30 protein-coding genes are annotated in these 26,026 nt (G+C 62.0%); 20 read left to right on the top strand and 10 right to left on the bottom strand.

Annotated elements, in window-relative coordinates; genetic code table 11:
• Window positions 1–291 precede the first annotated feature (291 nt).
• Genes C0058_RS10410 through C0058_RS10400 form a run of 3 tightly spaced genes read left to right on the top strand, consistent with a single transcriptional unit; the run spans window position 292 to window position 2,803 of the window.
• Window positions 292–1,629: an MFS transporter gene (locus C0058_RS10410; protein WP_102368499.1), complete on the top strand. Its 1,338-nt coding sequence runs from the start codon at window positions 292–294 to the stop codon at window positions 1,627–1,629.
• Window positions 1,630–1,666: 37 nt separating this feature from the next.
• Complete coding sequence (locus tag C0058_RS10405; RefSeq protein WP_102368498.1) at window positions 1,667–2,326, top strand: aspartate/glutamate racemase family protein; 660 nt, start codon at window positions 1,667–1,669, stop codon at window positions 2,324–2,326.
• 24 nt (window positions 2,327–2,350) lie between these two features.
• A complete protein-coding gene (locus C0058_RS10400) occupies window positions 2,351–2,803 on the top strand; it encodes a thiol-disulfide oxidoreductase DCC family protein (RefSeq protein ID WP_102368497.1) in 453 nt (150 codons plus the stop codon).
• A gap of 53 nt (window positions 2,804–2,856) precedes the next feature.
• On the opposite strand, the gene C0058_RS10395 is transcribed toward C0058_RS10400, so the two are convergent.
• Complete coding sequence (locus C0058_RS10395) at window positions 2,857–4,062, bottom strand: MFS transporter (protein WP_102368496.1); 1,206 nt, start codon at window positions 4,060–4,062, stop codon at window positions 2,857–2,859.
• A gap of 77 nt (window positions 4,063–4,139) precedes the next feature.
• The gene (locus C0058_RS10390) at window positions 4,140–5,639 is read right to left on the bottom strand and encodes a PLP-dependent aminotransferase family protein (protein WP_102368495.1); all 1,500 of its coding nucleotides are present in this window, start codon (window positions 5,637–5,639) and stop codon (window positions 4,140–4,142) included.
• Window positions 5,640–5,716: 77 nt separating this feature from the next.
• On the opposite strand from C0058_RS10390, the gene C0058_RS10385 reads away from it, so the two are divergent.
• Both C0058_RS10385 and C0058_RS10380 read left to right on the top strand, forming a co-directional pair.
• The gene (locus C0058_RS10385; protein WP_102368494.1) at window positions 5,717–7,390 is read left to right on the top strand and encodes a M24 family metallopeptidase; all 1,674 of its coding nucleotides are present in this window, start codon (window positions 5,717–5,719) and stop codon (window positions 7,388–7,390) included.
• A gap of 85 nt (window positions 7,391–7,475) precedes the next feature.
• Window positions 7,476–7,694: a DUF4287 domain-containing protein gene (locus C0058_RS10380; RefSeq protein WP_003214516.1), complete on the top strand. Its 219-nt coding sequence runs from the start codon at window positions 7,476–7,478 to the stop codon at window positions 7,692–7,694.
• A 28-nt stretch (window positions 7,695–7,722) separates the two neighbouring features.
• On the opposite strand, the gene C0058_RS10375 is transcribed toward C0058_RS10380, so the two are convergent.
• The 3 genes from C0058_RS10375 to C0058_RS10365 all read right to left on the bottom strand — a co-directional run bounded on the left by C0058_RS10375 (window position 7,723) and on the right by C0058_RS10365 (window position 10,151).
• Window positions 7,723–8,226: a DUF2867 domain-containing protein gene (locus C0058_RS10375; RefSeq protein WP_102368493.1), complete on the bottom strand. Its 504-nt coding sequence runs from the start codon at window positions 8,224–8,226 to the stop codon at window positions 7,723–7,725.
• Between the two features lie 20 nt (window positions 8,227–8,246).
• Window positions 8,247–8,624, bottom strand: coding sequence for a glyoxalase/bleomycin resistance/extradiol dioxygenase family protein (locus C0058_RS10370; protein WP_008438853.1), 378 nt, complete (start codon window positions 8,622–8,624; stop codon window positions 8,247–8,249).
• Window positions 8,625–8,918: 294 nt separating this feature from the next.
• Complete coding sequence (locus tag C0058_RS10365; protein ID WP_102368492.1) at window positions 8,919–10,151, bottom strand: MFS transporter; 1,233 nt, start codon at window positions 10,149–10,151, stop codon at window positions 8,919–8,921.
• A gap of 65 nt (window positions 10,152–10,216) precedes the next feature.
• Between C0058_RS10365 and C0058_RS10360 the strand changes: the two genes are divergently transcribed.
• Window positions 10,217–11,206: an AraC family transcriptional regulator gene (locus C0058_RS10360; protein WP_102370234.1), complete on the top strand. Its 990-nt coding sequence runs from the start codon at window positions 10,217–10,219 to the stop codon at window positions 11,204–11,206.
• 4 nt (window positions 11,207–11,210) lie between these two features.
• Here the strand turns inward: C0058_RS10360 and C0058_RS10355 are convergent, their stop codons facing one another.
• The gene (locus C0058_RS10355; protein WP_003214521.1) at window positions 11,211–12,074 is read right to left on the bottom strand and encodes a LysR family transcriptional regulator; all 864 of its coding nucleotides are present in this window, start codon (window positions 12,072–12,074) and stop codon (window positions 11,211–11,213) included.
• 107 nt (window positions 12,075–12,181) lie between these two features.
• On the opposite strand from C0058_RS10355, the gene C0058_RS10350 reads away from it, so the two are divergent.
• From C0058_RS10350 to C0058_RS10320, 7 genes are all read left to right on the top strand, one after another.
• Complete coding sequence (locus tag C0058_RS10350) at window positions 12,182–12,574, top strand: tautomerase family protein (protein WP_003214522.1); 393 nt, start codon at window positions 12,182–12,184, stop codon at window positions 12,572–12,574.
• A gap of 275 nt (window positions 12,575–12,849) precedes the next feature.
• Window positions 12,850–13,299 carry a MarR family winged helix-turn-helix transcriptional regulator gene (locus C0058_RS10345; RefSeq protein ID WP_003214523.1) on the top strand — a complete coding sequence of 150 codons (450 nt, stop codon included), beginning with the start codon at window positions 12,850–12,852 and terminating at the stop codon, window positions 13,297–13,299.
• A gap of 28 nt (window positions 13,300–13,327) precedes the next feature.
• Window positions 13,328–13,891 (top strand): isochorismatase family protein, encoded by a 564-nt coding sequence (locus tag C0058_RS10340; RefSeq protein ID WP_102368491.1) that lies wholly within the window; start codon window positions 13,328–13,330, stop codon window positions 13,889–13,891.
• Between the two features lie 2 nt (window positions 13,892–13,893).
• Window positions 13,894–14,223, top strand: a complete 330-nt coding sequence (locus C0058_RS10335; protein ID WP_102368490.1) for a hypothetical protein — start codon at window positions 13,894–13,896, stop codon at window positions 14,221–14,223.
• Between the two features lie 5 nt (window positions 14,224–14,228).
• Window positions 14,229–15,443: an MFS transporter gene (locus C0058_RS10330; protein ID WP_008438863.1), complete on the top strand. Its 1,215-nt coding sequence runs from the start codon at window positions 14,229–14,231 to the stop codon at window positions 15,441–15,443.
• Between the two features lie 361 nt (window positions 15,444–15,804).
• Window positions 15,805–16,176, top strand: coding sequence for a hypothetical protein (locus tag C0058_RS10325; RefSeq protein WP_003207940.1), 372 nt, complete (start codon window positions 15,805–15,807; stop codon window positions 16,174–16,176).
• 4 nt (window positions 16,177–16,180) lie between these two features.
• On the top strand, window positions 16,181–16,360 hold the full coding sequence (locus tag C0058_RS10320) for a DUF1289 domain-containing protein (RefSeq protein ID WP_003207939.1): 180 nt from the start codon (window positions 16,181–16,183) through the stop codon (window positions 16,358–16,360).
• Window positions 16,361–16,379: 19 nt separating this feature from the next.
• Here C0058_RS10320 and C0058_RS10315 read toward each other — a convergent pair whose 3' ends face one another.
• Window positions 16,380–17,243 carry a DNA/RNA non-specific endonuclease gene (locus C0058_RS10315; RefSeq protein WP_102368489.1) on the bottom strand — a complete coding sequence of 288 codons (864 nt, stop codon included), beginning with the start codon at window positions 17,241–17,243 and terminating at the stop codon, window positions 16,380–16,382.
• 92 nt (window positions 17,244–17,335) lie between these two features.
• Window positions 17,336–17,968, bottom strand: coding sequence for a TetR/AcrR family transcriptional regulator (locus C0058_RS10310; RefSeq protein WP_023659027.1), 633 nt, complete (start codon window positions 17,966–17,968; stop codon window positions 17,336–17,338).
• Window positions 17,969–18,039: 71 nt separating this feature from the next.
• On the opposite strand from C0058_RS10310, the gene C0058_RS10305 reads away from it, so the two are divergent.
• A complete protein-coding gene (locus C0058_RS10305; RefSeq protein ID WP_003207934.1) occupies window positions 18,040–18,894 on the top strand; it encodes an aldo/keto reductase family oxidoreductase in 855 nt (284 codons plus the stop codon).
• 3 nt (window positions 18,895–18,897) lie between these two features.
• On the opposite strand, the gene C0058_RS10300 is transcribed toward C0058_RS10305, so the two are convergent.
• Window positions 18,898–19,593 carry a tRNA (adenine(22)-N(1))-methyltransferase TrmK gene (locus tag C0058_RS10300; protein WP_102370233.1) on the bottom strand — a complete coding sequence of 232 codons (696 nt, stop codon included), beginning with the start codon at window positions 19,591–19,593 and terminating at the stop codon, window positions 18,898–18,900.
• A gap of 78 nt (window positions 19,594–19,671) precedes the next feature.
• Complete coding sequence (locus tag C0058_RS10295) at window positions 19,672–20,580, bottom strand: bifunctional oligoribonuclease/PAP phosphatase NrnA (RefSeq protein WP_102368488.1); 909 nt, start codon at window positions 20,578–20,580, stop codon at window positions 19,672–19,674.
• 101 nt (window positions 20,581–20,681) lie between these two features.
• Here C0058_RS10295 and C0058_RS10290 point away from each other — a divergent pair, with 101 nt between their 5' ends.
• The 6 genes from C0058_RS10290 to C0058_RS10265 all read left to right on the top strand — a co-directional run bounded on the left by C0058_RS10290 (window position 20,682) and on the right by C0058_RS10265 (window position 26,016).
• Entirely contained in the window at window positions 20,682–21,188 is a 507-nt protein-coding gene (locus C0058_RS10290) for a GNAT family N-acetyltransferase (RefSeq protein WP_102368487.1), read from the top strand.
• Window positions 21,189–21,274: 86 nt separating this feature from the next.
• Window positions 21,275–22,165, top strand: coding sequence for a bestrophin family protein (locus tag C0058_RS10285; RefSeq protein ID WP_102368486.1), 891 nt, complete (start codon window positions 21,275–21,277; stop codon window positions 22,163–22,165).
• A gap of 128 nt (window positions 22,166–22,293) precedes the next feature.
• Window positions 22,294–23,796 (top strand): glycine betaine/L-proline transporter ProP, encoded by a 1,503-nt coding sequence (gene proP, locus C0058_RS10280; RefSeq protein ID WP_003207926.1) that lies wholly within the window; start codon window positions 22,294–22,296, stop codon window positions 23,794–23,796.
• A 123-nt stretch (window positions 23,797–23,919) separates the two neighbouring features.
• Window positions 23,920–24,348 (top strand): DUF2231 domain-containing protein, encoded by a 429-nt coding sequence (locus tag C0058_RS10275; protein ID WP_003207924.1) that lies wholly within the window; start codon window positions 23,920–23,922, stop codon window positions 24,346–24,348.
• Window positions 24,345–25,637: a sorbosone dehydrogenase family protein gene (locus C0058_RS10270; RefSeq protein WP_102368485.1), complete on the top strand. Its 1,293-nt coding sequence runs from the start codon at window positions 24,345–24,347 to the stop codon at window positions 25,635–25,637. Before C0058_RS10275 ends, C0058_RS10270 begins: the two co-directional genes overlap by 4 nt.
• Window positions 25,638–25,719: 82 nt before the next feature.
• A complete protein-coding gene (locus tag C0058_RS10265; protein ID WP_003207921.1) occupies window positions 25,720–26,016 on the top strand; it encodes a DUF3144 domain-containing protein in 297 nt (98 codons plus the stop codon).
• Window positions 26,017–26,026 lie beyond the last annotated feature (10 nt).

Genomic DNA, 26,026 nt, shown 5'->3' with positions numbered 1-26,026 from the left:
TGAAATAGGAGTCAGACCCCTATTCCTCTCAGGTCGCGTAGGTCTCAATACGGGACGGAAAAGGAGGCATTTATTTTTGATCTAATAAATGCCCCCTTTTCCGTTGTGGTCCTTGCGTAGAAATCACCCACCCCCTCCCTGGATAGCTCCCCGCCTTACCTGGCCCAAATCCTGCCTGCATCACTCCCACCCAGTCGCTACTGACTACGCGGACGACTCTTTTGAGCCCCGCCGCCCAATCCCCGCCCCCGATAATCAAGCATCCCCTTACCACCGCCGAGGCCTTCCCCCATGACGAGCCCATCCACCGACCAGGTCAGCCCCCAAACCCTGCGCAGAGTGATCATCGCCGCCGGTATCGGTAACTTCGTGGAGTGGTTCGACTTCGCCGTCTACGGTTTTCTCGCCACCACCATCGCCCAGCAATTCTTCCCCAGCGGTGACGCCAGCGCGGCGTTGCTCAAGACCTTTGCGGTGTTCGCGGTGGCCTTCGCCTTCCGGCCCCTGGGCGGGATTTTCTTTGGCATGCTCGGCGACCGGATCGGGCGCAAACGCACGCTGGCCATGACGATTTTGCTGATGGCGGGCGCCACCACGCTGATCGGCCTGCTGCCCACCTACGCCGCCATCGGCGTGGCGGCGCCGATTCTGTTGTCGTTGATTCGCTGCGCCCAGGGTTTTTCCGCCGGGGGCGAATACGCCGGGGCCTGTGCCTATCTGATGGAGCACGCGCCCAGTGACAAGCGCGCCTGGTATGGCAGTTTTGTGCCGGTGTCGACGTTTTCTGCGTTCGCTGCGGCGGCCGTGGTGGCGTACGCCCTGGAGGCTTCGCTGTCCGCCGAGGCAATGGGCAGCTGGGGCTGGCGCTTGCCGTTCCTGATCGCTGCGCCGCTGGGGCTGGTGGGGCTTTACCTGCGCTGGAAGCTGGATGAGACGCCGGCCTTCCAGGCGGTGAAGCAGGAGCACGCGGTAGCGCACTCTCCCCTCAAGGAAACCTTGCGCAACCATGGTGCGGCGATCTGTTGCCTGGGCGCTTTTGTGTCGCTCACGGCGTTGTCGTTCTATATGTTCACCACCTACTTCGCGACGTATCTGCAGGTGGCGGGTGGCTTGAGTCGGGCGGTGGCGTTGCTGGTGTCGCTGATTGCGCTGATTTTCGCGGCGGCGATCTGCCCGCTGGCGGGGTTGTATTCGGATCGGGTGGGGCGTCGGGTCACGGTGATGACGGCGTGTGTGTTGTTGATTGTGGTGGTGTACCCGTCGTTCCTGATGGCCAGTTCCGGGTCGTTCGCGGCGTCGGTGGTAGGGGTGATGTTGCTGGCGGTGGGCGCGGTGCTGTGTGGGGTGGTGACGGCGGCGTTGTTGTCGGAGACCTTTCCGACACGCACTCGGTATACGGCTTCGGCGATTACCTACAACATGGCGTACACGATCTTTGGCGGTACGGCGCCGTTGGTGGCGACGTGGTTGATCAGTACCACCGGCAGCAACCTGTCGCCGGCGTTTTATCTGATTGCGGTGGCGGTGCTGGCGTTGGCGGGCGGGTTGGCGTTGCCGGAGACGTCGCGGATCTCGCTGCATGAGGTGGGCGCGGAGGAAAAAGGCGCGGCGCCGGTGTTGTCGCGTTAAAGTCGGCGGGTGTTCAAAAGTGCCGGAGACCTGAGCGATGCGTATTACCTGCCTGCATACCGCCGAGAGCAACATTGCCGTGTTTGACGCTGCCGCAGCAGCGCTGGGGATCAGGTCACGGGTTTTGCACCATGCAGTCCGGGCCGATCTTCTGGCAGCGGTTGAATGCGCGGGTAAGCTGACCGCAGGCATAGCCGAGGAAACGCAGCTGGCGCTGGTTGCCCTGGCTCAGCACTGCGATGCAGTGGTGCTCACCTGTTCGACCCTGGGCCCGGTGGTTGAACTTGCCGGTACTCACACCCCGGTGCCGATTTTGCGGGCAGATGAAGCGCTGGCATTCGCGGCGGTTCAAGCTGGCGGGAAGGTGGTGGTGTTGTGCGCTGTCGAAACCACACTCGAGCCGACTGCTCGCTTGTTTTACCAGATGGCACAGCACACCGGGGCGTCGGTGGAGGTGCAACTGGTTCCGGGGGCGTGGGCGATGTTCAAGGCGGGCGACCTGCACGGCTATCTCGCGACCATCGCCAAGGCTGCGGACCGTGCCTATGGGGATGGCGCGTCTATCGTGGCACTGGCGCAAGCGTCCATGAGCGAAGCCTCTTCGCTTGTAACGACGGGCCCTGCTCCACTCACCAGTGCATCGACGGGGCTGCGGGCAGCGCTGAGTCGTGCCGAACGCGGGTATGATCCAGGCTAACCCGGCCCGACTGGACCCACGCTGATGCCCGCCTCCCACACCCGGCCTACTCCCGCACCACTCCTCAAGCCCGGCGAAACCGTGGTGCTGTTCGACGGTGTGTGCAAGCTGTGCAACGGCTGGGCGAGGTTCCTGATTCGCCACGACCACGACCGACATGTGCGCTTGGCGGCCGTTCAGTCGCCCGAAGGTCAGGCGCTATTAGCCTGGGCCGGGTTGCCGCTGGATCAGTTCGACACCCTCGCAGTGATCCGCGACAGGCATTACTGGGAGCGTTCGGAGGCGGTGTTCGAAATCATTGCGCAACTGCCTGCCCGCTGGCGCCCGTTGCTGGTGCTGCGCGCCATCCCGCGCTTCCTTCGGGATTGGGCTTATGATCGCATCGCGCGTAATCGCTATCGGCTCTTCGGGAAATACGACACCTGCCTGTTGCCGGATCCGGATCATGCGCGGCGTTTTTTGAAGGGGCCGCCATGAACACCTGAGTTTGGCTTACTCACCTGGGCAGGCGTGGAGGATAGGTAAAGCACTCACTCCCCGCGTCCAGTGTCGTAGCGTTTGGAATAGGAAGCCCCCATCAGATAGAAGCACCCACCCGCCACGATAAACGCCGCGAGCATATAGAACATGAAATGCGCCGACTGCGTTGCCAGGGCAAACCCGCACAGCACCGGCCCCAGCGCACCGCCGAGGCTGGACAGGTTTTGCGCGCCGTAATACATGCCGCGCAGGTGCTCCGGTGCGATGCGGTCGATAAACATGTACTCGGCCGGGAACACGATGATTTCGCCCACGGTGAATATCGCCACGGCCAACGCCCAATGCAGCACGGTGGTGGACAGCGCAAAACCGACGACGCCCAGCAGAAACAGGCTGAAGCCCGCCGTCAGCCATTGATTCAGATGCTCGTTGGTAATGCGCTTGCCCACGATGTACTGCAGGCAGATCACCACGGTCGCATTGACCGCCACCACCGAGCTGATGACCCGGTAGGTAAATTCCGGCGTGCTTGTGGTCACCAGGTATTGCGAGATGTAGCCGGTGAACTGGCCGAACGCCACGGCGCTCAACGCGCCGCCCACCGTGAAGCAGACCAGGCGATAGTCCTTGAGCAGAATGCGCCCCACCGCGACGAACGACACCGGGGCATTGGCCGGGTCGGCGGAGCTGAGGCTCCTGTCGCCCCACACCCAATAGGTGAGGAAGAAGCCCATGCCCAGGATCGCCGACACCAGGAACGGCAGTTTCATATCCATGTGCGCGAGCCCGGCGCCAATGAACGGCCCCACTGCGTAACCAATGTTGATCAGGGTGTAGCGCACCGAAAACACTTTGCCGCGTTCGGCTTCCGGCAGCAGTTTGCCAAACGCGGCCTTGACCACGATATCGATCACTGAATAGGCGAAGTTGAACGACACCAGAAACAGGAAAAACAGCCACAGGTGCGACGTGACGCACATGCCGATGAAGCCGACGGTGAAAAACCCCGTGAAGCTGAGGATCAATCGGTAGCTGGAGATTTTGTCAGTCAGGTAGCCGCCGTAAAGGCTCAGCAACGAACCGACGAGCATTGCACCGCCCACCACCAGGCCGATTTCGCTGATGCCCAACGTGAAGTTGGATGACAGATAAATCACCATATACGGCAGGGTAATGGCGCGCCCCAGGGTCAGGAACAACGCAGACGACAGCAGCAGATTGACCGAAAACGGGTAGTGTCTGAAGGCAGCGAGCATCAGCGTCGGTTCCTGTTATTGGCAGTATCAAAGGCTAAGTAACATATCCTTACACATCCACCTTTGAGCCGGCTTAATTATTTAGCCGCGCCCCCAATCGCCCGTGAAGCCTCAGCCAAACGCTGCGTAGCGACGCGGATTTCCTCCGAATTGAGCGAGGCGAAGCCCAGGCGCAAGGCATTTTCAGGATGATCAAACGGTGAAAACAGGCGACCGCTGCGCACCACCAGGTCCAGCTCCAGCGCTTTTTCGGCCAGTCGGTCGACGTCGATTGAGTCGGCGAACCTTACCCACAGCGCCAGCCCGCCTTCGGGTTCCTGCACAGAGATCTGCTCGCCAAAAGCTTCCAGCAAACAACTGAGCAGGGTCTCCCGACGCCGACGGTATTCCCTGGACACCCGCCGCAGGTGCTTCTTCAATTCGCCATCATTGATCAGGTCCGCGAGCATCCGCTGCATCACGGCATCGCCCTGGCCCAGGCTCACCGCCGCCGTACGCTCAAGCACTTCGATGAGGTTCGACGGTGCAACGATGTAGCTGCAACGGAAGGTGCTGCCCAGGGACTTGGACAGCGAGCCGATGTAGATCACATGACGCTGCGCGCTGTCACTGGCCAGGGGCAAATAGGGCCGTCCGGCAAAGTGATACTCGTGGTCGTAGTCTTCCTCGATGATGCAGAAGTCATGCAGCCGGGCCAGTTCCAGGAGCTGCTGGCGACGGCCGGCACGCAGGCTGACGGTGGTAGGAAACTGGTGATGGGGGGTGACGTACATCATCCGTACGTTATGCAGGCGGCACAGCTCGGCGAGCTGGTCGACCCGGCAACCTTCGTCGTCCAGGTCCACGGTGACCAGTTGCGCACCCAACTGGCGGAAAATCTCCCAGGCCGGTGGGTAACTCAGGCGTTCGACCACCACCACATCACCGGGCTTGAGCAGCGCGCTGGCGGTCAGGTACAGCGACATCTGCACGCCTTGGGTCAGGCAAATCTGCGGCGCGCCGACCGTCAGGCCGCGATTGTGGCGCAACATTTCGGCCAGGGCATTGCGCAGGTACTGGCCGCTGCCTTCGCTGCCATGGCGCACGGTGTTGGTGGTAAAGCTGTTGCGCAAGGCATTGCGGTAATAGCGGTGCAGCACGGCTTGCGGCAGCAAGCGATGGTCACAGGCGCCATTGTCGAAAAACAGCGCGCCGGGCCGGTGTTGCAGGGCTGTCACCTGTTCGCCTGGGGTGAAATAGGCCGCCGCAGGCACCTCCCGCAATGCCGGGGCAAACGACTTCGGGGCGCGGGTGGCCGGCACGGCGCCTGTCGCCAACTGCGAACTGACGAAGGTACCGCGACGTTGAAGGCTGACCAGCCAGCCCTTGGTCACCGCCTCCTCGTAGGCAAGGATCACCGTCTTGCGGTTGACGTCCAGCAGTTGCGCCATCTCCCGCGTGCCGGGCAACAGCGCTCCGGGGCGCAGGCGGCCCTCGACAATCGCACTCACCAGGCCCTCGACGATCTTTCTGTAGGACGCCTGCGGCTGCGCCCCATCGAGTTTGAGCAACGGGCGCCATTTGCGAAGCTGGACCATATGAATTATCCAAAACTGGAGGTTCTCCTGGTCCTAGTCTACCGCAACAATCGAGCCTCAATTGCCCCGAGGTGTTTATGCAAAACCGCCATGTCGTTGAATTGTTGCCCTCGGGCAAATCCTTCGAAGCTGCCGATCAATTGCTGCTCGACGCCATGCTGGCCAGCGGTCTCGCCGTACCCTTTTCCTGCCGGCGCGGCGCCTGCGGATCGTGCAAGGTCAAGGTGGTGTCGGGCCAGCACCGGGAAAAGCTGCGCACACCCGACACCCCTGCCCCTTCTTATCCGCTCGCGGCTGACGAGATGTTGCTGTGCCAGAGCCATGCCTGCAGCGACATGCGCGTGGAAATCCCCGGCTGGTCACTGGACACGCCCGCGCTGGAAGCCAGCGCACAGGTGATCAGCAAACGCGCGTTGAGCGCCGACATCGTCGAGCTGGTGTTGCTGACTGCCCAGCCACTCGAAGTCCGGGCCGGCCAGTACCTCAGGTTTCGCCTCGACGATGGCGACAGCCGCTGTTTCTCCGTGGCCAATCTGCCCGCGCAGGATCAAGGCCGGTTGGTATTTCATATTCGCCAGGTCAGCGGCGGCCTGTTTTCCGAACGCATCCTGCCGACCCTGCAAGTGGGCGATGCCGTAAAACTCGAAGGCCCCGTGGGCGCCTGCACCTGGCAACACGACGATGAGCGCCCTGTTGTGCTGTTCGCTACCGGGACCGGTTATGCCGGTATCAAGCCCTTGTTGCTGACGGCCCTGGCCCGCCAGGCCGAGGTCACCCTGTATTGGGGTAACTCGGCACCGGCGGACTTCTATGACGTCGAGTTTCTCGAACGGGCCAGCCAGGCCCATCCACGCTTTCTCTGGCATCGGGTTTTGTCGGCAGACGCCCGCGTACAGCAGGTCGCGTTGACACAGCCCCATGACTGGGCCGAGAGCCAAATCTACGCCTGCGGCAATAGCACGATGATCAACCAGGCCCGCGAAGCCTGCCTGGCGGCAGGTGCGCAGGCGCATCGTTTTGTCGCCGAAGCCTTCGTCCCCAGCGGTGCATTGACGCCAGCGGAGTCGCTCAACACGCGGCACCCGGTGCTGGAAAAAGTCGGCCCGCGCTACTCGTTGGACGGCATGCTCGCGGCCCGCGAGCAAACGGTCAGGGCCCTGGCCGCCATCGCCGATCAATTGAAAGTCGGCATGACCACGGCGCAAGCCCTCGCAATGGCCAGCGAGACATTGCAGGCCATGGGCGCGTCTCACACCTGGCATCCCACCTATATTCGCTTTGGCGAAGACACCATCCGCACACCCCGCCAAGGCATCGACCTGCTGCGCAAGCTGCGGCCCACCGATATCGCCGTGGTGGACCTTGGCCCGGTGTGGGATGGCTATGAAGGCGATTATGGCGACACCTTCGTCTTCGGCGAGCACCCGTTGCATGACGCTTGCACGAAGGCCCTGCATGAAGTGTTCGACGAGACCCGCGATGCCTGGCACCGCGGGCTGACCGGGCGCGAGCTGTACGACTTCGCTGAGGGTAGCGCCCTCTCCAAGGGCTGGCGCCTTGAGCGCAACCTGGCCGGACACCGCATCGCCGACTTCCCCCATGCCCTGTTCGGGCAGGACAAGCTGGCTGAAGTCGAGATCGTACCGAGCGAGATGGTCTGGGTGCTGGAGATACAGATCTGCCATCCCACACAACCGGTCGGGGCGTTCTTCGAGGATATTCTGATTGGCGAGGCCAACGGGGGCCTGTAGGGACGGGCCGTACGGTGGACCCGGTGAGTCCAGAGCGGTAACGTTATCCGGGCATTATCACCTCAGCAAAAAGGGAGTTTGCATCATGACCGACGACACAAAAACAAAAGGGCCAGCGTCGTACTTCCCCTCCATCGAAAAAAACTATGGGCAACCCATTAGCCACTGGCTGGATCTGCTCAAGGCCGCCAGTTCCAGGAAGCATATGGAGCTTGTGGCCTTGCTCAAGACTGAACACGGCATGGGCCATGGTCACGCCAATGCGTTGGTTGCGTACTTCTTGGCGGCTGAAAAAGGCAATTGATCCACCTCCCGGCGGGCGGTGAACGTGCCTACCCGCCGGGCGTTGCGGCTGTCTCTTGCAGCGTTCGTTCAAGTCGTCGTAGGTGAGCATTCACAATGAGTTTGTGCGCTGGCCCCACTGGCAGCATGTAGAGGCGCCCATAGGTGTTATGGGTGACAACCGACGAGGTGATCGTGAGTACACGGTCAGCGATTGAAAGGCAGATCATCACATCCAGGTGCCGGTCACGCTCGGTCAGCACCAGCATGTCGGGCGCGCTGCGTTCCACCAGGAAGAAGTCCAGCCGGTCGCCGACCTGCACAGCCTCGCGCAAGGTGCCGGAGAACCCACCGATGCGCTTCACACCAAACAACGAGGAAATGGCATCCCTGATTCGGAAAGCCACCTGCATCAACGGCCCCGGTTCGCCGGTCATGATGTTCCAGGCATCCAGCGCGGTGATTTCAGTAGGCAGCGGGGCTGACCGGGTGTCGTAGTAATCAAGCTCTGACGGTGCACGCAGCGTGTGAACAACATCGGTAGTCGTCAACATTATCTTCCCTGATTGCTCGGTTAGAGCGGCTGACCTACATCAATACGATTCCCGTCCGGGTCTTCGAACACAAACGCCCGCAACCCGTAATCCTGATCCTTGAGGCGCTTGATGATCCTCGCCCCATGCTGCACGCAAGCGGCGTGCAGCCTGTCGACATCGTCCACCATCAGGTGGGCAATCGTGAACGCGGCGGCTGGGTGGTTGGGTTGCAAGGTCAAATGCAGCTCGCCCTGGTCGCGCTGCAGAATCATGAAGCCGATCGGGTTTCCATTTTCGAAGGCTTTCGTAAACCCCAGGACCCTGGTGTAAAAATCATGGGCCCTGCCCATGTCCTTTACGGGAAGCGTTACTGCAATTCGTCCGAAACGGACGCCATGATCAACGACTGCGCTCATCGCAGAACCTCAACGTGCAAGCACCATGACACCTGCCAGGCGGTGCTGGTGAGTGTGAAGCGCCTTGCCAAACCTGAAGGAGCAGGACGGTGCCTGCGAGGCAGAGGTTATTTTGCGCAGCTACTGAAGTAAAGAGAGATACGAGGGTCGCTGCAGGTCAATGATCAGCAGGCGGTCGTTCAGCTACGATTGCTCGGAGTCGGAACTGAGCCCAAAACCAGCAGGATTGATCAAGCGAACTGAAAGGGGGCGAAGCGCATGCGTTTATTCTCGCCCCCTGCCTCTAACACGGTTTCAGAGATGAAACGCCGGCCCCGCCTCTGCACCTTGTGGAGGCGCTTCAACCTTCACCTTCAGCGCAATCAACAGTGCCGCCAACAGCATCAAGATACCTGCCGCGACAAAGACCCCGCCGATACCACTGAAACTGAACATCGCGCCGCCTGCCGCCGCCCCGGCGGCAATCGCCGACTGCACTGAAGCCACCACCATGCCCCCGGCGCTTTCCGCCTGGTCAGGCACGGCCCGCGCCACCCAGTTCGACCAGGCCACCGGCACCCCGCCAAACGCCAGGCCCCAGAGCATCAACAACCACACCTGCCCGGTCACGGTTGCAGGCAACAGCGCCAGGGCGAGCGCCGCAACGCCCACCAGCGCGGGCATCAGCACCAATGTTCCACGCGGCAGACGCACCAGCAGCCAACCGGCCAGCAGCGTGCCGGCAAAGTTCGCAACGCCAAACCCCAGCAACATCAACGCCAGCCCCTCGGCATCGACGCCAGTGGTGCTTTCCAGGAATGGCCGGATATAGGTGAACAGCGCAAAGTGCCCGGTGTGCACCAGCACGCACCCCAACATGCCCACGGCAATGCCCGGACGCAACAGCACTTCCAGCACCGTCCTCAAGCGGGCGGTCCTGCGGGGTGCGAGCGGCGGCAGGGTGAACAGCTGGAACACCAGGGTCACGCCGCCCACTGCGGCGGCGGCGAGAAACGCGCTGCGCCAGCCGTACAGCCCACCCAAAAAGCTGCCCAGCGGCACCGCCACGACAGTGCCCACCGCGATGCCGCTGAAGATGATCGACAAGGCACGCGGCAGCAGTGCCGCCGGTACAAGCCGCATCGCCACCGCCGCCGCCATGCTCCAGAAGCCACCCAGGGCGATGCCCAGCAGGACGCGCATCAGCAGCAACACCGTGAGGCTCGACGAGACCGCCACCAGCAGGTTGGAGCAGATCATCAGTGCGCTGAAGCACAACAGCACCACGCGCCGGTCGATCCCGCGGGTCAGGCCCGGCACCAGCAACCCGGCGAACAACGCCACCACCGCCGTGACTGTCACCGCCTGCCCTGCCAAGGCTTCCGAGACGCCGAGTTCGGCCGCCATCGGCGTCAACAAACTGGCCGGCAGGTACTCCGCCGTGAGTAATCCGAACACGCCCATCGCCAACGAAAACACCGCCATCCAGGCCGGTGTCGCGGGCGCCACATCTGCACCGGTTACGGCGTCACACACACAACTGCTCATCACTGGTCACCCTCCAAAAGTTATCGCGACCGCCAGTCTAGGTACGCAGGGCAGGATGATCTATGATGCAAAATCTTGAATTCTTTACCGAAACCCCGAAAATGATGCTTCCAGAACCGTTCGACGTGTCCTCTGACCTCATCAACGAGCTGCTGCGCGGCATGCGCCTGCGGGGCGTCGAGTACCGCCGTATCCAGGCTGGGCCGGCGTTTGGCCTGGGCTTTGCGGCCAAACCCGGGCATGCGTACTTCCACCTTGTCGCCGCCGGCGGCGTCACCCTGCGTACCGAGGACGGCACGCAGTACGAACTGACGCCGGGCAACGCCGTGTTCATCTCCCACGGGGGCGCCCATCAGTTGCTCTCCAGCCCGGAGGTGCCGGTGCAGGACATCGACAGCTTCAACGCCGCAGCCCTCGGCGATGCGGTGTGTGCCGTGGATGCCCGCACCGATGCAGGCGTGGCTCAAAGCACCCTGCTCTTCAGCGGCTGCATGGAGTTTGAACTGGGGAGTTTGCACGGCCTTGGCCGCCTGATGCCGGACCTGATGCTGATCGACGCCAAGGGCCAACGTTATCCGGGGTTGATGCCGATCCTGGCGGCCATGGAGCGTGAAGTCAGCAGCGCCCGCATCGGCTTCGCCGGCATACTGGCGCGCCTGGCGGACGTGGTGGCGGCCATGGTTGTTCGGGGCTGGGTCGAATGTGCCTGCGGGAATGCGTCCGGCCTGGTGGCCGCGCTACGCGACCCGCGCCTGGCCAAGGCCCTGCTGGCGTTGCATCAACAGCCTGGGCGCGACTGGACGGTGGAAGAGCTCGCGGCGCAGTGTCATACCTCGCGCTCGGTGTTCGCCCAACACTTTCAAACCACAATCGGAACGCCACCGTTGCGCTACGCCACCGAACTGCGGATGCGCCTGGCCAGCCAGTGGCTGACGCTGGAGCGGCTGCCCATTGAAACCGTGGCGCAGCGCCTTGGCTATAACTCCCAGGCCGCGTTCAGCCGGGCATTCAAGCGCGTCACCGGGCAGCCGCCGGGGGCCAGCCGGCGATCTTGAGCCGCTAGGAAAAGTGCGTGATCAACATTTCTCGCACTGCACTGACCAGCGAAGCCTCGCCCGGACGCGGCGGTAACAGGCTGAACTCGACATCGGGCAACGCCGGAAGCGTTTGAATCGTCCGGCATGCCTCGGCCCCGGCAGGCACGGCCGAGCTGTTCAGGCACGCCACGCCCAGCCCCGCCAGCAGTGCCGATTGCAGGCCCGCCACCCCGGACGCGGAATGCGCGATGACATACGGCACCCCGCGCGCATCCAGCAGGTCGATGGTGAACCGCTGCAAGCTGCAATCCTGGGGAAGTACCACCAACGGCAGCGGCGCCGCGAGTTGGTGCTGTGCGTCGAACCCACTGAGTGCCACCCACCGCAGGGCCTCTCGTCGTACGGGAATGCCTTCGGGAAGGCTGCGACCATCGAGGATGCGCATCGACAGGCCAATGTCGAATTCGCCGCTGTTGGCGCCCTTTTCGATTTGGAGGCTCTTGCGCACCGAAACATGCAACCGAAGCTGCGGATATCGCGTGCGCAAACCCTTCAACATGCCCGCGATGGCGCTCGGCAAAAAATAGTCGGTGATGGCCAGGCGCAGTTCGCCGCTCAAGGTCACGCCGCGCATGTCCTCAAGCACGCAGTCACTCAGCGCGAGCAATTCACGCGCATGTGCCAGCAGGCGCTCCCCGGCAGGTGTGGGGCTCACGCCTTTTTTGCCGCGCTCCAGCAGCGTCACGCCGGTGAAGGTTTCCAGCTTGCGAAGTTGCTCACTGAGCGCGGACTGGGAACGGCACAGCTTGGGCGCGGCCGCCGAAAGGCTGCCGGATTCCAGGATGGTGACGAAGGAGCGCAGTTGCTCAAGGTCAAAGGGGCGCATGTCTAACCTGCGTTTTTTCCGATAGATATCATTATATCTTCCCGTTTTTCAGATCCGAATAATTTTCTTAATCTGGCACCTCACCCTACCCTTACGAGGAATTCGCCATGCCAGGCATCACCCTGAAAATATCCGGAGAACGCAATCCCGAACTGGTCCGCCAGCTCGTCCCGCAGCTCACTGCACTGACCTGTGAAGTGCTCGAGAAACGCCCGGAGCAGACCTTGCTGATTCTCGATTTTGTACCGCATGACCAGTGGTTCATTCATAACCGCTCGCTGGCCGAACATGGGCGCAACGCATTCCGCCTGGAAGTCACCGTGACCGATGAGACCAACACCAAGGCGCAAAAGGCGCGTTTTCATCGTGAGGCCTACACGCTGTTGGCGGAGTTGATCGGCAACCTGCACCCACACTCCAATGTGCATATCATCGACTGCCGAGCCAGTGCCTACGGCTATGAAGGGGTGACTCAGGAGTACCGCTATCAACACACTTGATAGGCCGGGAAAAAGCCGCGCATGCATGTCGATCAGGTCAATGCGCGGCTCATCAAGTCCGTGAACAGTTGCAGAACCCGTTCATCATCCACGCCCAACAATCGGTCACCCACATAGCATTCGGTCTTGCACCATCCCGGTCCATGAACGACAGCACGCCCAGCCGCGACACCAGGTAACGCCCCGGCAAAAGGACCGTCGACGCGGGCTTTTATGACAAAAATTTCATACAGCTAAACTGTACAGTTTTTCTGCACGCATGCTAACGTCCGGGCATGAACAAACCTTCCATCACCTCCGAAACCCAATCCGCCGCCCTAGCTGCCGAGCTGCGCATCTCCCTGGGCAAGCTGATACGCCGGCTGCGGGAACAAACCCATCCGAACGATTTCACTTCCGCCCAGAAGTCGGTGCTGCTGCGCCTGGACCGAGACGGGCCCAGCACCGTCTCGGCCCTGGCCCGGGCGGAGAGCGTGCGGCCGCAGTCCATGCGCATCACCGTGGCCGGGCTGGAAACGATGAAAGCGATCAGGGGCAAACCCGACCCCAGCGATGGGCGCCAAACCCTGATCGAGCTGACTCCCGGCTTTCGTAAGCACCTGATCGCCAGCCGGGCAGCCAAGGACGATTGGCTGCTGCGGGCGCTGCAGGAGCAACTGTCTGCCGAAGAACAAGCTGAACTCGCGGCAGCGGTAAAGCTGCTGGAGCGCCTCGCCGACTTTTGAGCCACTTCTATCCGTTCGAGGACCTCCCATGGCCGTCACCTTGCTGGATCCCAACACCGCGCTGATCATCGTGGACTTGCAGAAAGGCATCGCCGAATACCCGTTCATCCACCCCATCGGCGCCGTGGTGGAACGCTCCCGTGCACTGCTCGACGCGTTCCGCGAGCGCGGCATGCCGGTGGTGCTGGTCAACGTCACAGGCTTCGCCCCCGGGCGCACCGAGCGGCCACGGCGCAGTGATGTGTTTCCACCAGGATGGGCCGACCTGTTGCCCGAACTCGATCAGCAACCCGGCGACATAGGGGTGACCAAACGCACCTGGGGCGCCTTCGCCAGCACCGATCTTGAGGCGCAACTCAAAGCACTCGGCGTGACCCAAGTGGTGATCACCGGCGTTGCTACCGGAACCGGCGTGGAGTCCACCGCGCGCCAGGCCTACGAGGCCGGCTTCAACGTGACCCTGGCCGTCGACGCCATGACCGACGCGAACGCCGAGGCCCATCACTACAGCCTGAACCAGGTATTCCCGAAGCTGGGGGAAACCGGCACGGCGCAAGAGATCATCGGCTTGCTTGCAACAAGGGGGGCGTGACGATGCAATGGCATGAGCTGGTGTCTTATTTCTTCGGCGGCGTATTGCTCGCCAACGCGCTGCCCCATTGCCTCAGTGGCTTGATGGGCCAGTCCTTCCAGACGCCGTTTGCCAAGCCGCGCGGCCAGGGGCGGTCCTCCTCGACGCTGAATGTGCTCTGGGGTTTTCTCAACCTGGTGATCGGCTACGTGCTGGTCTGCCGGGTCGGGGACTTCGACCTCAAAAGCACCGCTGATGTGCTCGCCCTCGGGCTCGGGGCCTTGGCCCTGAGTGTATTCCTGGCGCAGCATTTCGGGCGCTTCAACGGTGGTCATTCCTCAGGGCCGGTGTGAGTTCGATGGGCATTTTCCGCTCGCTGCGCAGCGTCAACTACCGCATTTGGGCCGCCGGCGCCCTGGTGTCGAATATCGGCACCTGGATGCAACGCACGGCCCAGGACTGGCTGGTGCTGACCCAGCTCACGCCGCATAACGCGTCGGCCGTCGGCATCGTCATGGCGTTGCAGTTCGGGCCGCAATTGCTGTTGCTGCCCTGGACCGGCTTCGCCGCCGATCACTACGACAAGCGCAAGCTGCTGATGGTCACCCAGGGCGTGATGGGCGTGCTGGCGCTGATGCTGGGGGTGTTTACCCTGACCGGCATCGTGCAGCTGTGGCACGTGTATGTGTTCGCGTTTTTGTCTGGCTGCGCCTCGGCCTTCGATGCACCGGTGCGGCAGATATTCGTGGCGGAGCTGGTGGGCGAAGCGGACCTGTCCAATGCCATCGCGCTCAATTCCACCTCGTTCAACATGGCGCGCATGATTGGCCCGGCGGTGGCCGGCGTGACCATCGCATCGGTGGGCACCGGCTGGGCGTTCCTGCTCAATGGCGCGAGTTTTTTCGCGGTGCTGGCCTCGCTGTTTCTGCTGCGGGTTTCCGGCCTGCACACCAGCCTGCGGGCGCTGCGCACCAAGGGCAGCCTGACTGAAGGCCTGCGTTATGTGTGGGCACGGCCGGACCTGATGGCGATCCTGATCATGCTGTTCTTGATCGGCACCTTCGGCATGAATTTTCCGATCTTCATCTCGACCATGGCCGTCACCGTGTTCCACGCCGATGCCCGCGGCTATGGCCTGCTGACGTCGACCCTGGCCATCGGCACCGTTGCCGGGGCGCTGCTCGCAGCCGGTCGCGAGCGGCCACACTTCAAGGCGTTGTTGATCGGCGCGCTGGTGTTCGGGGTGGGCTGCACGCTGGCGGCGATTGCCCCGAACTATTGGTTGTTCGCCGGGGCGCTGGTGATCATCGGCGTGGGCGCCCTGACCTTCAGCAACACCACCAACAGCCTGATGCAACTCACCACCGAACCCTCCATGCGCGGCCGGGTAATCGCCCTGCGGGTGGGCGTGGCCCTGGGCGGCACACCGATTGGCGCACCGATTGTGGGCTGGGTGGCCGACCATCTTGGGCCGCGCTGGGCGTTGGCGGTCGGCGCGGCCTCGGGCATCCTGGCGGCCGGCGTGGCGGTGTACACCATGACGCGCAAGCTGGATCGGCCTAAAAATATCTGATGGGCAACACAGCTCCCACAGTTGATCTTCGCAGGCTCGCACAGTTGATCGTTCCCACGCTCTGCGTGGGAATACATCCTGTGACGCTCCGCGTCACCATTGCGCAGGACTTGAACCTTGCATCGTCAGCTGGACGCAGAGCGTCCGAGGCGGCATTCCCACGCAGAGCGTGGGAACGATCATCTCGATCCGACAAAATCCTGCGTAGGAGCTGTCGAGCTTTAGCGAGGCTGCGAAGAGGCCCTGTCAGGCAATAAAGATGTCGCCTGCCAGTCCGCCATCGCAGCCTCGCTAAAGCTCGACAGCTCCTACAGTGGACCTCTCGCGTATCATCACCCTCCTCGCTCCTCAAGGAATCCCCATGTCTTCAAGCAAACGCGACAGCGCACGCATCGAACGTCGCCTGGTCGCGACCCTGACCGAAGCCTGTGAGATCGCGAAAGCCGAAATCACCGGCTTCGACTGGCTGACCCACGAAGTCGACTACCAGGCCTTTGCCCAAAGCCTGCTGGTCATCTGGGTATTCGATACCAGGGCGAACCGGGAACTGGCCCTTTCTACCGGACTGGACCTGCGCATGCGCGAACTGACGGCCACCGCGCTGGAGGATGCCGGGGTGGATCGCCCTTCTTCGCACCGCTACGTGCGCTTCGACTCCGAGGAAGAATGCCACCTGCAGCATGGCGGCAATTGGCGCCTGCGCCTGCTCAAACTGTATGCGGTAAAGGGGTAAAGCCTTGGCTAAAGATATCGAGAACCCGTGCGTCTCAACCTGCCAGCTCAGTGGTGAGCTGTGCGTGAGTTGTGGACGCACCAAGGACGATATTCGCAAATGGAAAAAGATGAAGCGGCCAGAGAAGATGGCCGCTGTGCAGCGCGCAACGTTGCGCTTGAAGACGTTGAAAAAGGGCAAGTGACGCACCCGGTTTCAGGCCGTCAAGTACGCCCGACTGACCCCGTCACCGGCAAATTCCCGAGCAACTTGAGCCCGGTGGTTTTCACAAACGTCGCGTAGTCCATCGGCTTCTCGATACGGGTTTCAGCGTTGGGCAGAACATACGCCCAGGCGCGCTTGGACGACACGTCGTAAACCAGCTTGAACAGGCGAGTCGGCACCCAGACCTTGTTGTCGCCAATGGTGCTGTAGCCCGGGTCAAACAACGGCCCGGTGAACACGAACACATTGCCGTCGGCGCGCTTGGCAAACTTGCGCACGTCCGCCTCGACCTTGCTCCAGATCTTGCGGTTGTTGGTCGGGTCTTGCGGGACCATGTTCGACAGCGCAAAGGACTGGGCCATGGCGTTGGTGCTCGGCGCATCCGCCGCCGGGGATTGATGGCCACGGTCCACGGCCGGGTGTTGGCCACGGTAGTCGCTCAACTCGGCGCGCGCGCCTTTGGGAATACGCGGGTCGGGGTAGAACTGGTTGGTGCGTTCTTCGCCTTTGGCATCCTTCAACTGGCCGGCATTCAGGCGTTCGACCACCACCAGCGGGGTCTTGCTGGTTTGCGAGTACAGCACCGCGAAATTATCGGAACACAGCGCCAGGGGTTTCATGGTGGCCGGCACGGTGGCCGTGTTGATCGGTTGTGCGGCCGGGAACAGGTCGGCGCAACTGTCGAACGATGGCTTTTTCTGTTGGCTTGAATACAGATCCAGGGCCGCGCCCTGGCTGATGGAGCCCGAGCGGGAGGTATGGGGTTGAGGTGGTGTGATGAGGTCCAGCAGGCCACGGGCTTGCGCCCCGGTGGAGAGCAAAACAAGGGCCGACAGCCCAACTGCAATTTTGCGTAGGTGCATGGGTTAAATCTTCAAAGTTCGATTGCGGGGCTTATGGACCCATGGATGTGACTTTAGTGCGAAGCAGCGCCGCAAAATACCCTGAACACGGTTTACGTAAGTGACTGATAGGTTTGAAGATAAGCTCGCAGCATGCGGGTCACCTGCTGTTCCAGGCCGGCTTCAAAGGCCGCAGATGCATTGCCTTCAAGCAACGCCCGAACCGGTCCCACCACCGCGCTGAGCGAGATGGCGGCGGTAAGGGATGGGTCTTCAAAACGGGCATCCGACGCCGTCGCCAACATCGCTGCAATCGCGGCCACCACCCGCTTGTTGATCCGCGCCACAAGCTCCGCACCGCCCCGCTCACCTGCGATGGCATACAGGGCTTTGGACGCCGTCGGGTCCATCAGCTTCACGGCGAGAAAAGCCGTGACAAACCCCGATGCCATTTCCGCCACCGTGGTGCCCTGGTGTTGATCGCACGCCTGCTCGACGGTCTCGGCCACCTGCACCAGATGCTTCTCCAATACCGCAGCAAGCAGTGCATCGCGGTTCGGATAGTACTGATAGAGACTGCCCACCGACATGCCCGCCCGCTCGGCCACGCGGGTCGTGGTGCAGCGCACCAGGCCCTGAGCGGTCAAAACCTGAAGGGTTGCCGTGTGCAGCGCTTCCACCGTCGCCGCCGACCGGGCCTGGACCGCTGATTTTCTTGGCTTTAACGACGCTTTGAGAGGGCTCATGGAATGCGAATTCTAAATCTGAAGGATCCTTCATATTATAGGCTTCCTCCCGTCAAGCAAGAGCTCCGACCATGACCACCAGCACATTCAATCTCGGCGATCGCACCGTCAACCGCATCGGCTACGGTGCCATGCAACTGGCCGGCCCAGGCGTGTTTGGCCCGCCCAAGGACCGTGATGCAGCGCTGGCCTTACTGCGCGAGGCCGTCGCTTGCGGCGTGAACCATATCGACACCAGCGACTTCTACGGGCCGCATGTCACCAATCAGATTATTCGTGAGGCACTGCACCCGTATAAAGACGATCTTACGATCGTCACCAAGGTAGGCGCCCGCCGTGGCGACGATGGCGCCTGGTTCAACGCTTCGTCGAAGGCCGAGCTGACCCAGGCCGTGCACGACAACCTGCGCAACCTGGGCCTGGATGTGCTGGACGTGGTGAATGTGCGGGCCATGCACGGCGTGATGGGCACTGCCGAAGGCTCGATCGAGGAACCCCTGAGTGCCATTGCCGAGCTGCAACAACAGGGCCTGATACGCCATATCGGCATCAGCAACGTTACCCCGACGCAGGTCGCCGAGGCGCGAAAAATCGTGCGCTTCGTGTGCGTCCAGAACCTGTACAACATCGCCCACCAACACGATAACGCGATGCTCGACGAATTGGCCCGGGACGGCATCGCCTATGTGCCATTCTTCCCGCTGGGCGGATTTTCGCCAGTGCAGTCAGCGGTGTTGTCGAACGTTGCACAGCGCCTCGGCGTCACCCCGATGCAACTGGCCCTGGCATGGCTGCTGCGCCGTTCCCCGAATATCCTGCTGATCCCGGGAACGTCCTCGGTCACCCATCTACGGGAAAACATCGCGGTGGGCGAGCTGGATCTTTCGGACGAGGTACTCGCAGAGCTGAACACCCTCGCAGGCTGACCCTCACGCCAGCAGTTCTGCGATCCACCGCGCCTGCTGGGCGACTTCTTGCACCTTGTCCTCGGGCACCGCTTGCCGCGCCTGGGCGAAGTCGCTCAGGGTCTGCTGTTTGTGGCGCAGGATGCGCTGCCACTTGAGCAGGAATTCCGGGCTGCGGGCCTGCATTTGCAGCGGGCCGAAGTACAGTTCTTCGGCGGTATAGGTCACAGGCCCGGCGTGCTCGGCAACGATGATTTCGTAGAAGAATCGGTTCTCCCGCAGCAGCTCTTCGCACACGATGCGGTAGCCGTTCTCCATCAGCCATTGGCGCAACGGTTGCTCGCCGCCGTTGGGCTGCAGCAGCAGGCGCTCCCGGCCGTTGAGGCGCGCCTTGTCGCTGTCGAGGATGTCGCGGATGGTCTCGCCGCCCATGCCGCAAATGCTGATCGCGGTGATCCCGTCTCCCGGCTCGATCGCCGCCAGGCCACTGGCCAGGCGTACGGTGATGTGTTGCTCCAGCTCGTTCTCGCGCACCGTGCGCTCGGCTGCGCGAAACGGCGTCAGGGCCACCTCGCCCGCCACCGCCGCCACGATGGCGCCGCGGCGCATCAATGCCACCGGCAGGTAGGCGTGGTCGGAGCCGATATCCGCCAGGCGCGCCCCGGCGGGGACGTGCGTCGCCACGCGCTCAAGGCGCATGGACAATGTGTGTTCGTTCAACTGCCGTTCCTTTTCGGTAATACCCTGGCCATTGTATTGCGGGTTCTTCAAAGAGGAACGTCACTTTGGTGAACGCCGTCAATCAGTGGCCGCCAGCCTTACCAGTTCCTTGCGCAACAGCGAACGATCCAGCACCGCCATCCCAGCCTGCCAGTCGATGGAAAGCAACTGGCTCAGTTTTTCCTGGCTGACCTTGGGCTCAGCCAGGAAATAACTTCTGCACTCGCGGATACTGATGAGATTCACCAGCCAGTCCTCCCCCTGCGCCGCCAGCCAATCAGCGATGGTCGAGCGATGCTTTCGGATCAGCGCACCGGCATCCCACACCGTCATCTGCGCAAAAACCTGCGGCAGGTTGCTGTCGGCTTTCAGCCACTTCAGGTCACCCGCCAACGCGCCTGCAAGGTCTGACTCGATAGTGGCCTGGCACTCGGAGAAATACCGCTCAGGCCAGTCTGCCGCGAGTTTCGCCAGCAGCGCGAGGGTTTCATAAGCCCGAACATCCGCCGCGGTGGTCAACTGCCCGGTAAAATTCAGGGTATTGTCCAGGATTGCCGTGGCCAGCAGCGCGGCACTGTGCTCACTGATCAGCGGCAACAAACCGGCCGCTTCCCAACGCAGGAAAACCTGCGTCGCTGCTGCACCGATCAAACGGATGTCTGCGGCACTTCCCAGCCTCTGCGCCCAATAGGTTTCAAACCCCGGGTGATGGTCAATCACCTCCACCACCTGATCGAGCACGACCACCGGGTCGAAGTGGTGGAAGTCCGAGATATCCACCATCACAAACTCATCGCCGGGCCCGGGTCGGTAGTCATCCAGTGATGATAGCCAGCCGAGCACGGTCCTGGAGATGCTGGCATTCAGTGGAGCACTGCTGACGGCACGCGCCTCGATTCCCTGACGATTCAACAACTCGGCATACGCAATGCAGCAGGCGTATGCATCGATGTCCAGATACGCCGAGCCGGAGGTGACTACCCTCATCGGAAAAACTCCATGATTTCATATTTTTGGCAGGCAAATTTCACACGCCTTTATGACGAAAACATGACTAAATGGACAGAACAACCCTGGAGATTCGAGCAATGACGTCATTTCGCGTTCGCGAGCTGAGCAGTACGGACACTGAAGCATTGCTGGCCTTCGAAGCCCGTAACCGTGACTGGTTCGAGTCGCATATCGAGGCGCGCGACCCATCGTTTTACTCGGTGCAGGGCGTCGCCGAGCATATTGACGGTTATCTATCTGGCCTGGCCACCGGCACATGGCACCCGTTCGTGATCGAAGACGCCAGCGGCGAAATCGTCGGTCGCGCCAACCTGAAAAGCATCGACTCGCCAAAGGGCTCTGCCGAAGTCGGCTACCGCGTGGGTGAGCGCTCGTGCGGGCAAGGGCTGGCAACCCTGGCGCTGAACCATCTGATCCGCGAGGCACAGGCGCGCTGGGCACTGACCCAACTGGTGGCGTACGTATACCCCGAGAATGTGGGCTCACAAAAAGTCCTCACCCGCTGCGGTTTCGTGCCCGACCAGCCCGCACCGGACGGCAAGCCCCAGGGCGAAAACCGCTTTGTCCTGACATTCCAGGCCTGAAGACCCGGCCCCCCGGCGAACCTTTACCCGGTAAACACCGTCCGAGCTAGGGCATTGATGTTTACCGCTCGCCGCGAGGTTTCCGTTTGAACGCTGCCATCATCAAAAAATACCGCCTGATCATCAAGACCATGGGCTATGTAGGCTGGGCGCTGTTCTGGCTGCTGCTCTGGGATATCGCCGTCACCGTGGACTTCATGCTGTTCCTCAACAGCAAGATCAACCTGCCGCTGATGCCGCTCACCCTGCTCGGCTCGGCGCTGGTGGTGCTGATCAGTTTCCGCAACAGCAGCGCCTACAACCGCTGGTGGGAAGCACGCACGTTATGGGGCGCGATGGTCAACAATTCCCGCAGCTTCGCCCGGCAAGTGCTGACGCTGCTGGATGACCCGGACAATGAGGTCAACCCGATAAAGGCGACCTTGCTGCGCCGTCACGTGGCGTATGTGAACTGCCTGGCGGCGCACTTGCGGGGCCAGCCTTGCCCGGAAGAAATCCGCGCCTTCCTGCCGGCCAACGAGTTCGCCCGCAGCACCAGTACCAATAACTTTTCCAACGACATCATCAACGGCTCCGCAGCCCTGCTGGCCCAGGAATACAAGGCCGGGCGCCTGGACAGCATTCGCCTGGCGCGGTTGGAGTCGACCCTGGTGGATTTGTCCAACAGCCAGGGCGGCATGGAGCGCATCGCCAATACACCGCTGCCCTACCCTTACGTGTATTTCCCGCGGCTGTTCATCTCGCTGTTCTGCCTGATCGTGCCGGTGGGCCTGGTGGAATCCCTGGGCTGGTTCACCCCGCTGGCGTCCACGGTGGTGGGCTTCATGCTGCTGGCCATCGAACGCATCGGCACCGATTTGCAAAGCCCGTTCCGCGACAGCGAGCACCAGATCCAGATGGAAGCCCTTTGCGAAACCATCGAGAAAAACCTGCAGTCGATGCAGCGTGATTCCCTGGGGGGTGAGCGGATCAGTTAATCCTTGTCGGGCCGTTAACAAAAAAATCCAGCCAGTGGTGAATTATTCAGTGTCCGCATGTATCTGACCCATTAAGCGCATGCCACCAAAACAGTGGCATCGAAATGGACCTGCGGCTGAGTATTCCCATGAAATCACGCAAGAAAACCGTCAATCCCATTGGATTGGATGACATCACCATCGTCGACGACGCCAAGATGCGCAAGGCGATCACCGCCGCTGCGCTGGGCAATGCCATGGAATGGTTCGACTTCGGCGTATACGGCTTTGTCGCCTATGTACTCGGCAAGGTGTTCTTCCCCGAGGCATCCCCCAGCGTCCAGATGATCGCCGCCCTGGCGACCTTCTCGGTGCCGTTCCTGATTCGCCCGTTGGGCGGCCTGTTCTTCGGCCGGCTGGGGGACAAATACGGCCGGCAAAAGGTCCTGGCGGCGACCATCGTGATCATGTCCTTGAGCACCTTCGCCATCGGGCTGATCCCCTCCTATGACTCGATAGGCATCTGGGCGCCGATCCTGTTGCTGCTGGCCAAGATGGCCCAGGGCTTCTCGGTGGGCGGTGAGTACACCGGTGCCTCGATCTTCGTCGCCGAATACGCCCCGGACCGCAAGCGCGGCTTCCTCGGCAGTTGGCTGGACTTCGGCTCCATCGCCGGCTTCGTGCTCGGCGCGGGCGTGGTGGTGCTGATTTCGGCGGTGATCGGCGAAGACGCCTTCCAGTCCTGGGGCTGGCGCCTGCCGTTCTTCCTCGCCCTGCCGCTGGGCATGATCGGGCTCTACTTGCGTCATGCCCTGGAAGAAACACCGGCCTTTCAACAGCACGTGGAGCAACTCGAACAAGGTGACCGCGAAGGCCTGGCGGGCGGCCCGAAAGTCTCGTTCAAGGAAGTCGCCACCAAGCACTGGCGCAGCCTGATGACCTGTGTCGGCGTGGTGGTGGTGACCAACGTCACGTACTACATGCTGCTCACCTACATGCCGAGCTACCTGTCGCACAACCTGCACTACAGCGAAAATCACGGCGTGTTGATCATCATCGCGATCATGGTCGGCATGTTGTTCGTGCAGCCGATGATTGGCTTTGTCAGCGACAAGATCGGGCGCAAACCCTTCATTCTGTTCGGCAGCATCGCGCTGTTCTTCCTCGCCATTCCGGCGTTCATGCTGATCAACAGCGGCAAGCTCGGGCTGATTTTCTCGGGGCTGCTGATCATTGCGGTGGTGCTCAACTTCTTTATCGGCGTGATGGCGTCCACCCTGCCGGCGATGTTCCCTACCCACATCCGCTACAGCGCGCTCGCCAGCGCCTTCAACATCTCGATCCTGATTGCCGGCCTCACGCCAACCGCCATGGCCTGGCTGGTGGAGACCACCAACAACCTGTACATGCCGGCCTATTACCTGATGGTGTTCGCCGTACTGGGGCTTTTCACCGCCCTGACCATGAAGGAAACCGCCAACAAACCCCTGCGCGGTGCGGCACCGGCGGCGTCGGATATCGAGGAAGCCAAGGAGCTGCTGCAGGAGCACGAAGATAATATCGAGCAGAAGATCGAAGATATCGACGCGCAAATCGCCGAGCTGGAAGCCAAGCGTGAAAACCTGGTGCAGCAACATCCACGCATCAACTGACGCAACATATTTGGAAACGAATAGCGGGTGAACTAACGCGCAAGCAGCACGCTCCTTCCTTAAGCGCAGTCAGCGCGGCCCTGATGAGCCTCATCAGGGCCGCTCAACGATAAGGAGCCGCCCGTGACCGACACCACCACCCTCACCTACCGCTGCACGCCTGGCCCGCTTCACGCGACCTTGCTGGCCGGTACCGTCCCGCTGTTTCTCGGCGCCCTGCTGAGCGACATTGCCTACTACCAGACCTACCAGATCCAATGGAGCAACTTCGCCGCCTGGCTGATCGCCGGCGCCCTGCTGTTCTGCGGGCTGGCGGGATTGTTTGCACTGGTCAACCTGCTGCGTGCCGACCGCAAGGCCGGGCGCCCCACGGTGTACTTCCTGCTGTTGCTGGTGACCTGGGCGCTGGGCCTGGTAAATGCATTTGAACATGCGAAGGATGCCTGGGCCGTGATGCCTTCGGGCCTGGTGCTGTCTGCCGTCGTGACCCTGCTGGCCTGCGTGACCACGTGGGTCGGGCTGACCAACCTGCGCTCGGGAGGTGCCCAATGAAGCCTTCCAGCACGCTGACCGTTTTAAGCATGGCGGTGCTGTTGAGCGCCTGCGGTGGCGAACCCGACAGCACTCAGGCTCGCGGCCCCGACCCCAAGCTGCCGGAACCCCAGCGCGGCCTGTTGCCCAGCATGAAGATCGCCGAACCGGTGGCCTGGGCCGAGCAGAAACCCACGGTGCCCGAGGGTTTCAGCATCACGGCCATCGCCACCGACCTGCGGATCCCGCGCCAGACCCTGGTGCTGCCCAACGGCGACATTCTCGTCGCCGAAGGCCGGGGCGGCAGCGCAGCGAAACTCAAGCCCAAGGATGTGATCGCCAGCGTGATCAAGGCCGAGGGCAACACCAAGGTCAAGGGCGGCAATCGCCTGACCCTGCTGCGCGACGCCGACGGTGACGGCACCTACGAGTTGAAAACCGTATTCGCCGAAAACCTCAACGCGCCCTACGGCCTGGCCTTTGCCGACGGCAAGCTGTACGTGGCGAACCAGGATGCGCTGGTGCGCTTCGACTACGCAGACGGCCAGACCAAGGCCGGTGGCCCGCCCACCACCGTCACCGAGCTGCCCGCCGCGATCAATCACCACTGGACCAAATCCCTGGCGATCAGCCCCGACGGCCGCTCGCTGTATGTGGGCATCGGGTCCAACAGCAACATCACCGAACGCGGCATGGAGGTCGAGATCGACCGGGCGATGGTCTGGCAGATCGACGCCGCCACCGGCGCCCACAAGCCTTATGCAACCGGTTTGCGCAACCCGACGGCATTGACCATTCAACCGGGCTCCGGGCAGGTGTGGGCGGTGGTCAACGAGCGGGATGAACTGGGGCCGGACCTGGTGCCGGATTACCTGACCTCGGTGCGCGAAGGCGAATTCTACGGCTGGCCCTACAGCTATTGGGGCCAGAACGTCGACACCCGCGCCCAACCGCAGAACCCGGCCAAGGTCGCCGCCGCGATCAAGCCGGATTACAGCCTGGGTTCCCACGTCGCCGCGCTGGGCGTCGATTTTTCCATCCCGGCCATGGGCGAGAAATATGCCGACGGCGTCTTCGTCGGCGAGCACGGCAGCTGGAACCGGGACAATCCGGTGGGCTACAAGGTGATCTTCGTGCCGTTCAGCAATGGCCGGCCTGCCGGTGAGCCGCTGGACTTCGCCACGGGTTTCCGCGGGGACGATGGCAAGACTCGCGGCCGGCCGGTGGGGGTCACTGTTGATCCGAAGGGTGCGCTGATCATTGCCGATGACCTGGCCAACACGGTGTGGAGGGTGACGCGCAATAAATAAAGCCTGAAGCGGCCGATGTGGTTGCCTTCCTGTGGAGCGCGGCGGTACCTTCGCCGCACTCACGAACAGGAAGGTAACCGCAATGCCAGACACCACCGACAACGGCTTCTATGATCGCGCGGACGCGCACATCGAGCTGTCCAACGAGCAGTTCAGGGCGTTCGCCGACCTGGGCAAAGTCAGCGCCTCGATGATGTTCGGCACCACACGCTTCAATGCCTGGGTCAGCGCACGCAGCTTTAAATCCGGCGAAGAAATGGCCCAGGCCCGTGAGGCGATGCTGAAGTATTTCTGTGATCAGTACCGGATGATGCTTGAGGATAATCTTGATGATCACATCAACAATTTCAGCAAGTACATGCTCGTTAAGGGCAGTTGAACCCGCCCGC

This window comes from Pseudomonas sp. NC02, assembly GCF_002874965.1.
Taxonomy (GTDB): Bacteria; Pseudomonadota; Gammaproteobacteria; order Pseudomonadales; family Pseudomonadaceae; genus Aquipseudomonas.
This window is presented reverse-complemented; position numbering and strand designations above follow the sequence as displayed.

Bases quoted from the DNA above. Each gene is read 5' to 3' on its own strand.
- C0058_RS10410 (WP_102368499.1), top strand. From the start codon at position 292: ATGACGAGCCCATCCACCGACCAGGTCAGCCCCCAAACCCTGCGCAGA.
- C0058_RS10405 (WP_102368498.1), top strand. From the start codon at position 1,667: ATGCGTATTACCTGCCTGCATACCGCCGAGAGCAACATTGCCGTGTTT.
- C0058_RS10400 (WP_102368497.1), top strand. From the start codon at position 2,351: ATGCCCGCCTCCCACACCCGGCCTACTCCCGCACCACTCCTCAAGCCC.
- C0058_RS10395 (WP_102368496.1), bottom strand. From the start codon at position 4,062: ATGCTCGCTGCCTTCAGACACTACCCGTTTTCGGTCAATCTGCTGCTG.
- C0058_RS10390 (WP_102368495.1), bottom strand. From the start codon at position 5,639: ATGGTCCAGCTTCGCAAATGGCGCCCGTTGCTCAAACTCGATGGGGCG.
- C0058_RS10385 (WP_102368494.1), top strand. From the start codon at position 5,717: ATGCAAAACCGCCATGTCGTTGAATTGTTGCCCTCGGGCAAATCCTTC.
- C0058_RS10380 (WP_003214516.1), top strand. From the start codon at position 7,476: ATGACCGACGACACAAAAACAAAAGGGCCAGCGTCGTACTTCCCCTCC.
- C0058_RS10375 (WP_102368493.1), bottom strand. From the start codon at position 8,226: ATGTTGACGACTACCGATGTTGTTCACACGCTGCGTGCACCGTCAGAG.
- C0058_RS10370 (WP_008438853.1), bottom strand. From the start codon at position 8,624: ATGAGCGCAGTCGTTGATCATGGCGTCCGTTTCGGACGAATTGCAGTA.
- C0058_RS10365 (WP_102368492.1), bottom strand. From the start codon at position 10,151: ATGAGCAGTTGTGTGTGTGACGCCGTAACCGGTGCAGATGTGGCGCCC.
- C0058_RS10360 (WP_102370234.1), top strand. From the start codon at position 10,217: ATGCAAAATCTTGAATTCTTTACCGAAACCCCGAAAATGATGCTTCCA.
- C0058_RS10355 (WP_003214521.1), bottom strand. From the start codon at position 12,074: ATGCGCCCCTTTGACCTTGAGCAACTGCGCTCCTTCGTCACCATCCTG.
- C0058_RS10350 (WP_003214522.1), top strand. From the start codon at position 12,182: ATGCCAGGCATCACCCTGAAAATATCCGGAGAACGCAATCCCGAACTG.
- C0058_RS10345 (WP_003214523.1), top strand. From the start codon at position 12,850: ATGAACAAACCTTCCATCACCTCCGAAACCCAATCCGCCGCCCTAGCT.
- C0058_RS10340 (WP_102368491.1), top strand. From the start codon at position 13,328: ATGGCCGTCACCTTGCTGGATCCCAACACCGCGCTGATCATCGTGGAC.
- C0058_RS10335 (WP_102368490.1), top strand. From the start codon at position 13,894: ATGCAATGGCATGAGCTGGTGTCTTATTTCTTCGGCGGCGTATTGCTC.
- C0058_RS10330 (WP_008438863.1), top strand. From the start codon at position 14,229: ATGGGCATTTTCCGCTCGCTGCGCAGCGTCAACTACCGCATTTGGGCC.
- C0058_RS10325 (WP_003207940.1), top strand. From the start codon at position 15,805: ATGTCTTCAAGCAAACGCGACAGCGCACGCATCGAACGTCGCCTGGTC.
- C0058_RS10315 (WP_102368489.1), bottom strand. From the start codon at position 17,243: ATGCACCTACGCAAAATTGCAGTTGGGCTGTCGGCCCTTGTTTTGCTC.
- C0058_RS10310 (WP_023659027.1), bottom strand. From the start codon at position 17,968: ATGAGCCCTCTCAAAGCGTCGTTAAAGCCAAGAAAATCAGCGGTCCAG.
- C0058_RS10305 (WP_003207934.1), top strand. From the start codon at position 18,040: ATGACCACCAGCACATTCAATCTCGGCGATCGCACCGTCAACCGCATC.
- C0058_RS10295 (WP_102368488.1), bottom strand. From the start codon at position 20,580: ATGAGGGTAGTCACCTCCGGCTCGGCGTATCTGGACATCGATGCATAC.
- C0058_RS10290 (WP_102368487.1), top strand. From the start codon at position 20,682: ATGACGTCATTTCGCGTTCGCGAGCTGAGCAGTACGGACACTGAAGCA.
- proP (WP_003207926.1), top strand. From the start codon at position 22,294: ATGAAATCACGCAAGAAAACCGTCAATCCCATTGGATTGGATGACATC.
- C0058_RS10270 (WP_102368485.1), top strand. From the start codon at position 24,345: ATGAAGCCTTCCAGCACGCTGACCGTTTTAAGCATGGCGGTGCTGTTG.
- C0058_RS10265 (WP_003207921.1), top strand. From the start codon at position 25,720: ATGCCAGACACCACCGACAACGGCTTCTATGATCGCGCGGACGCGCAC.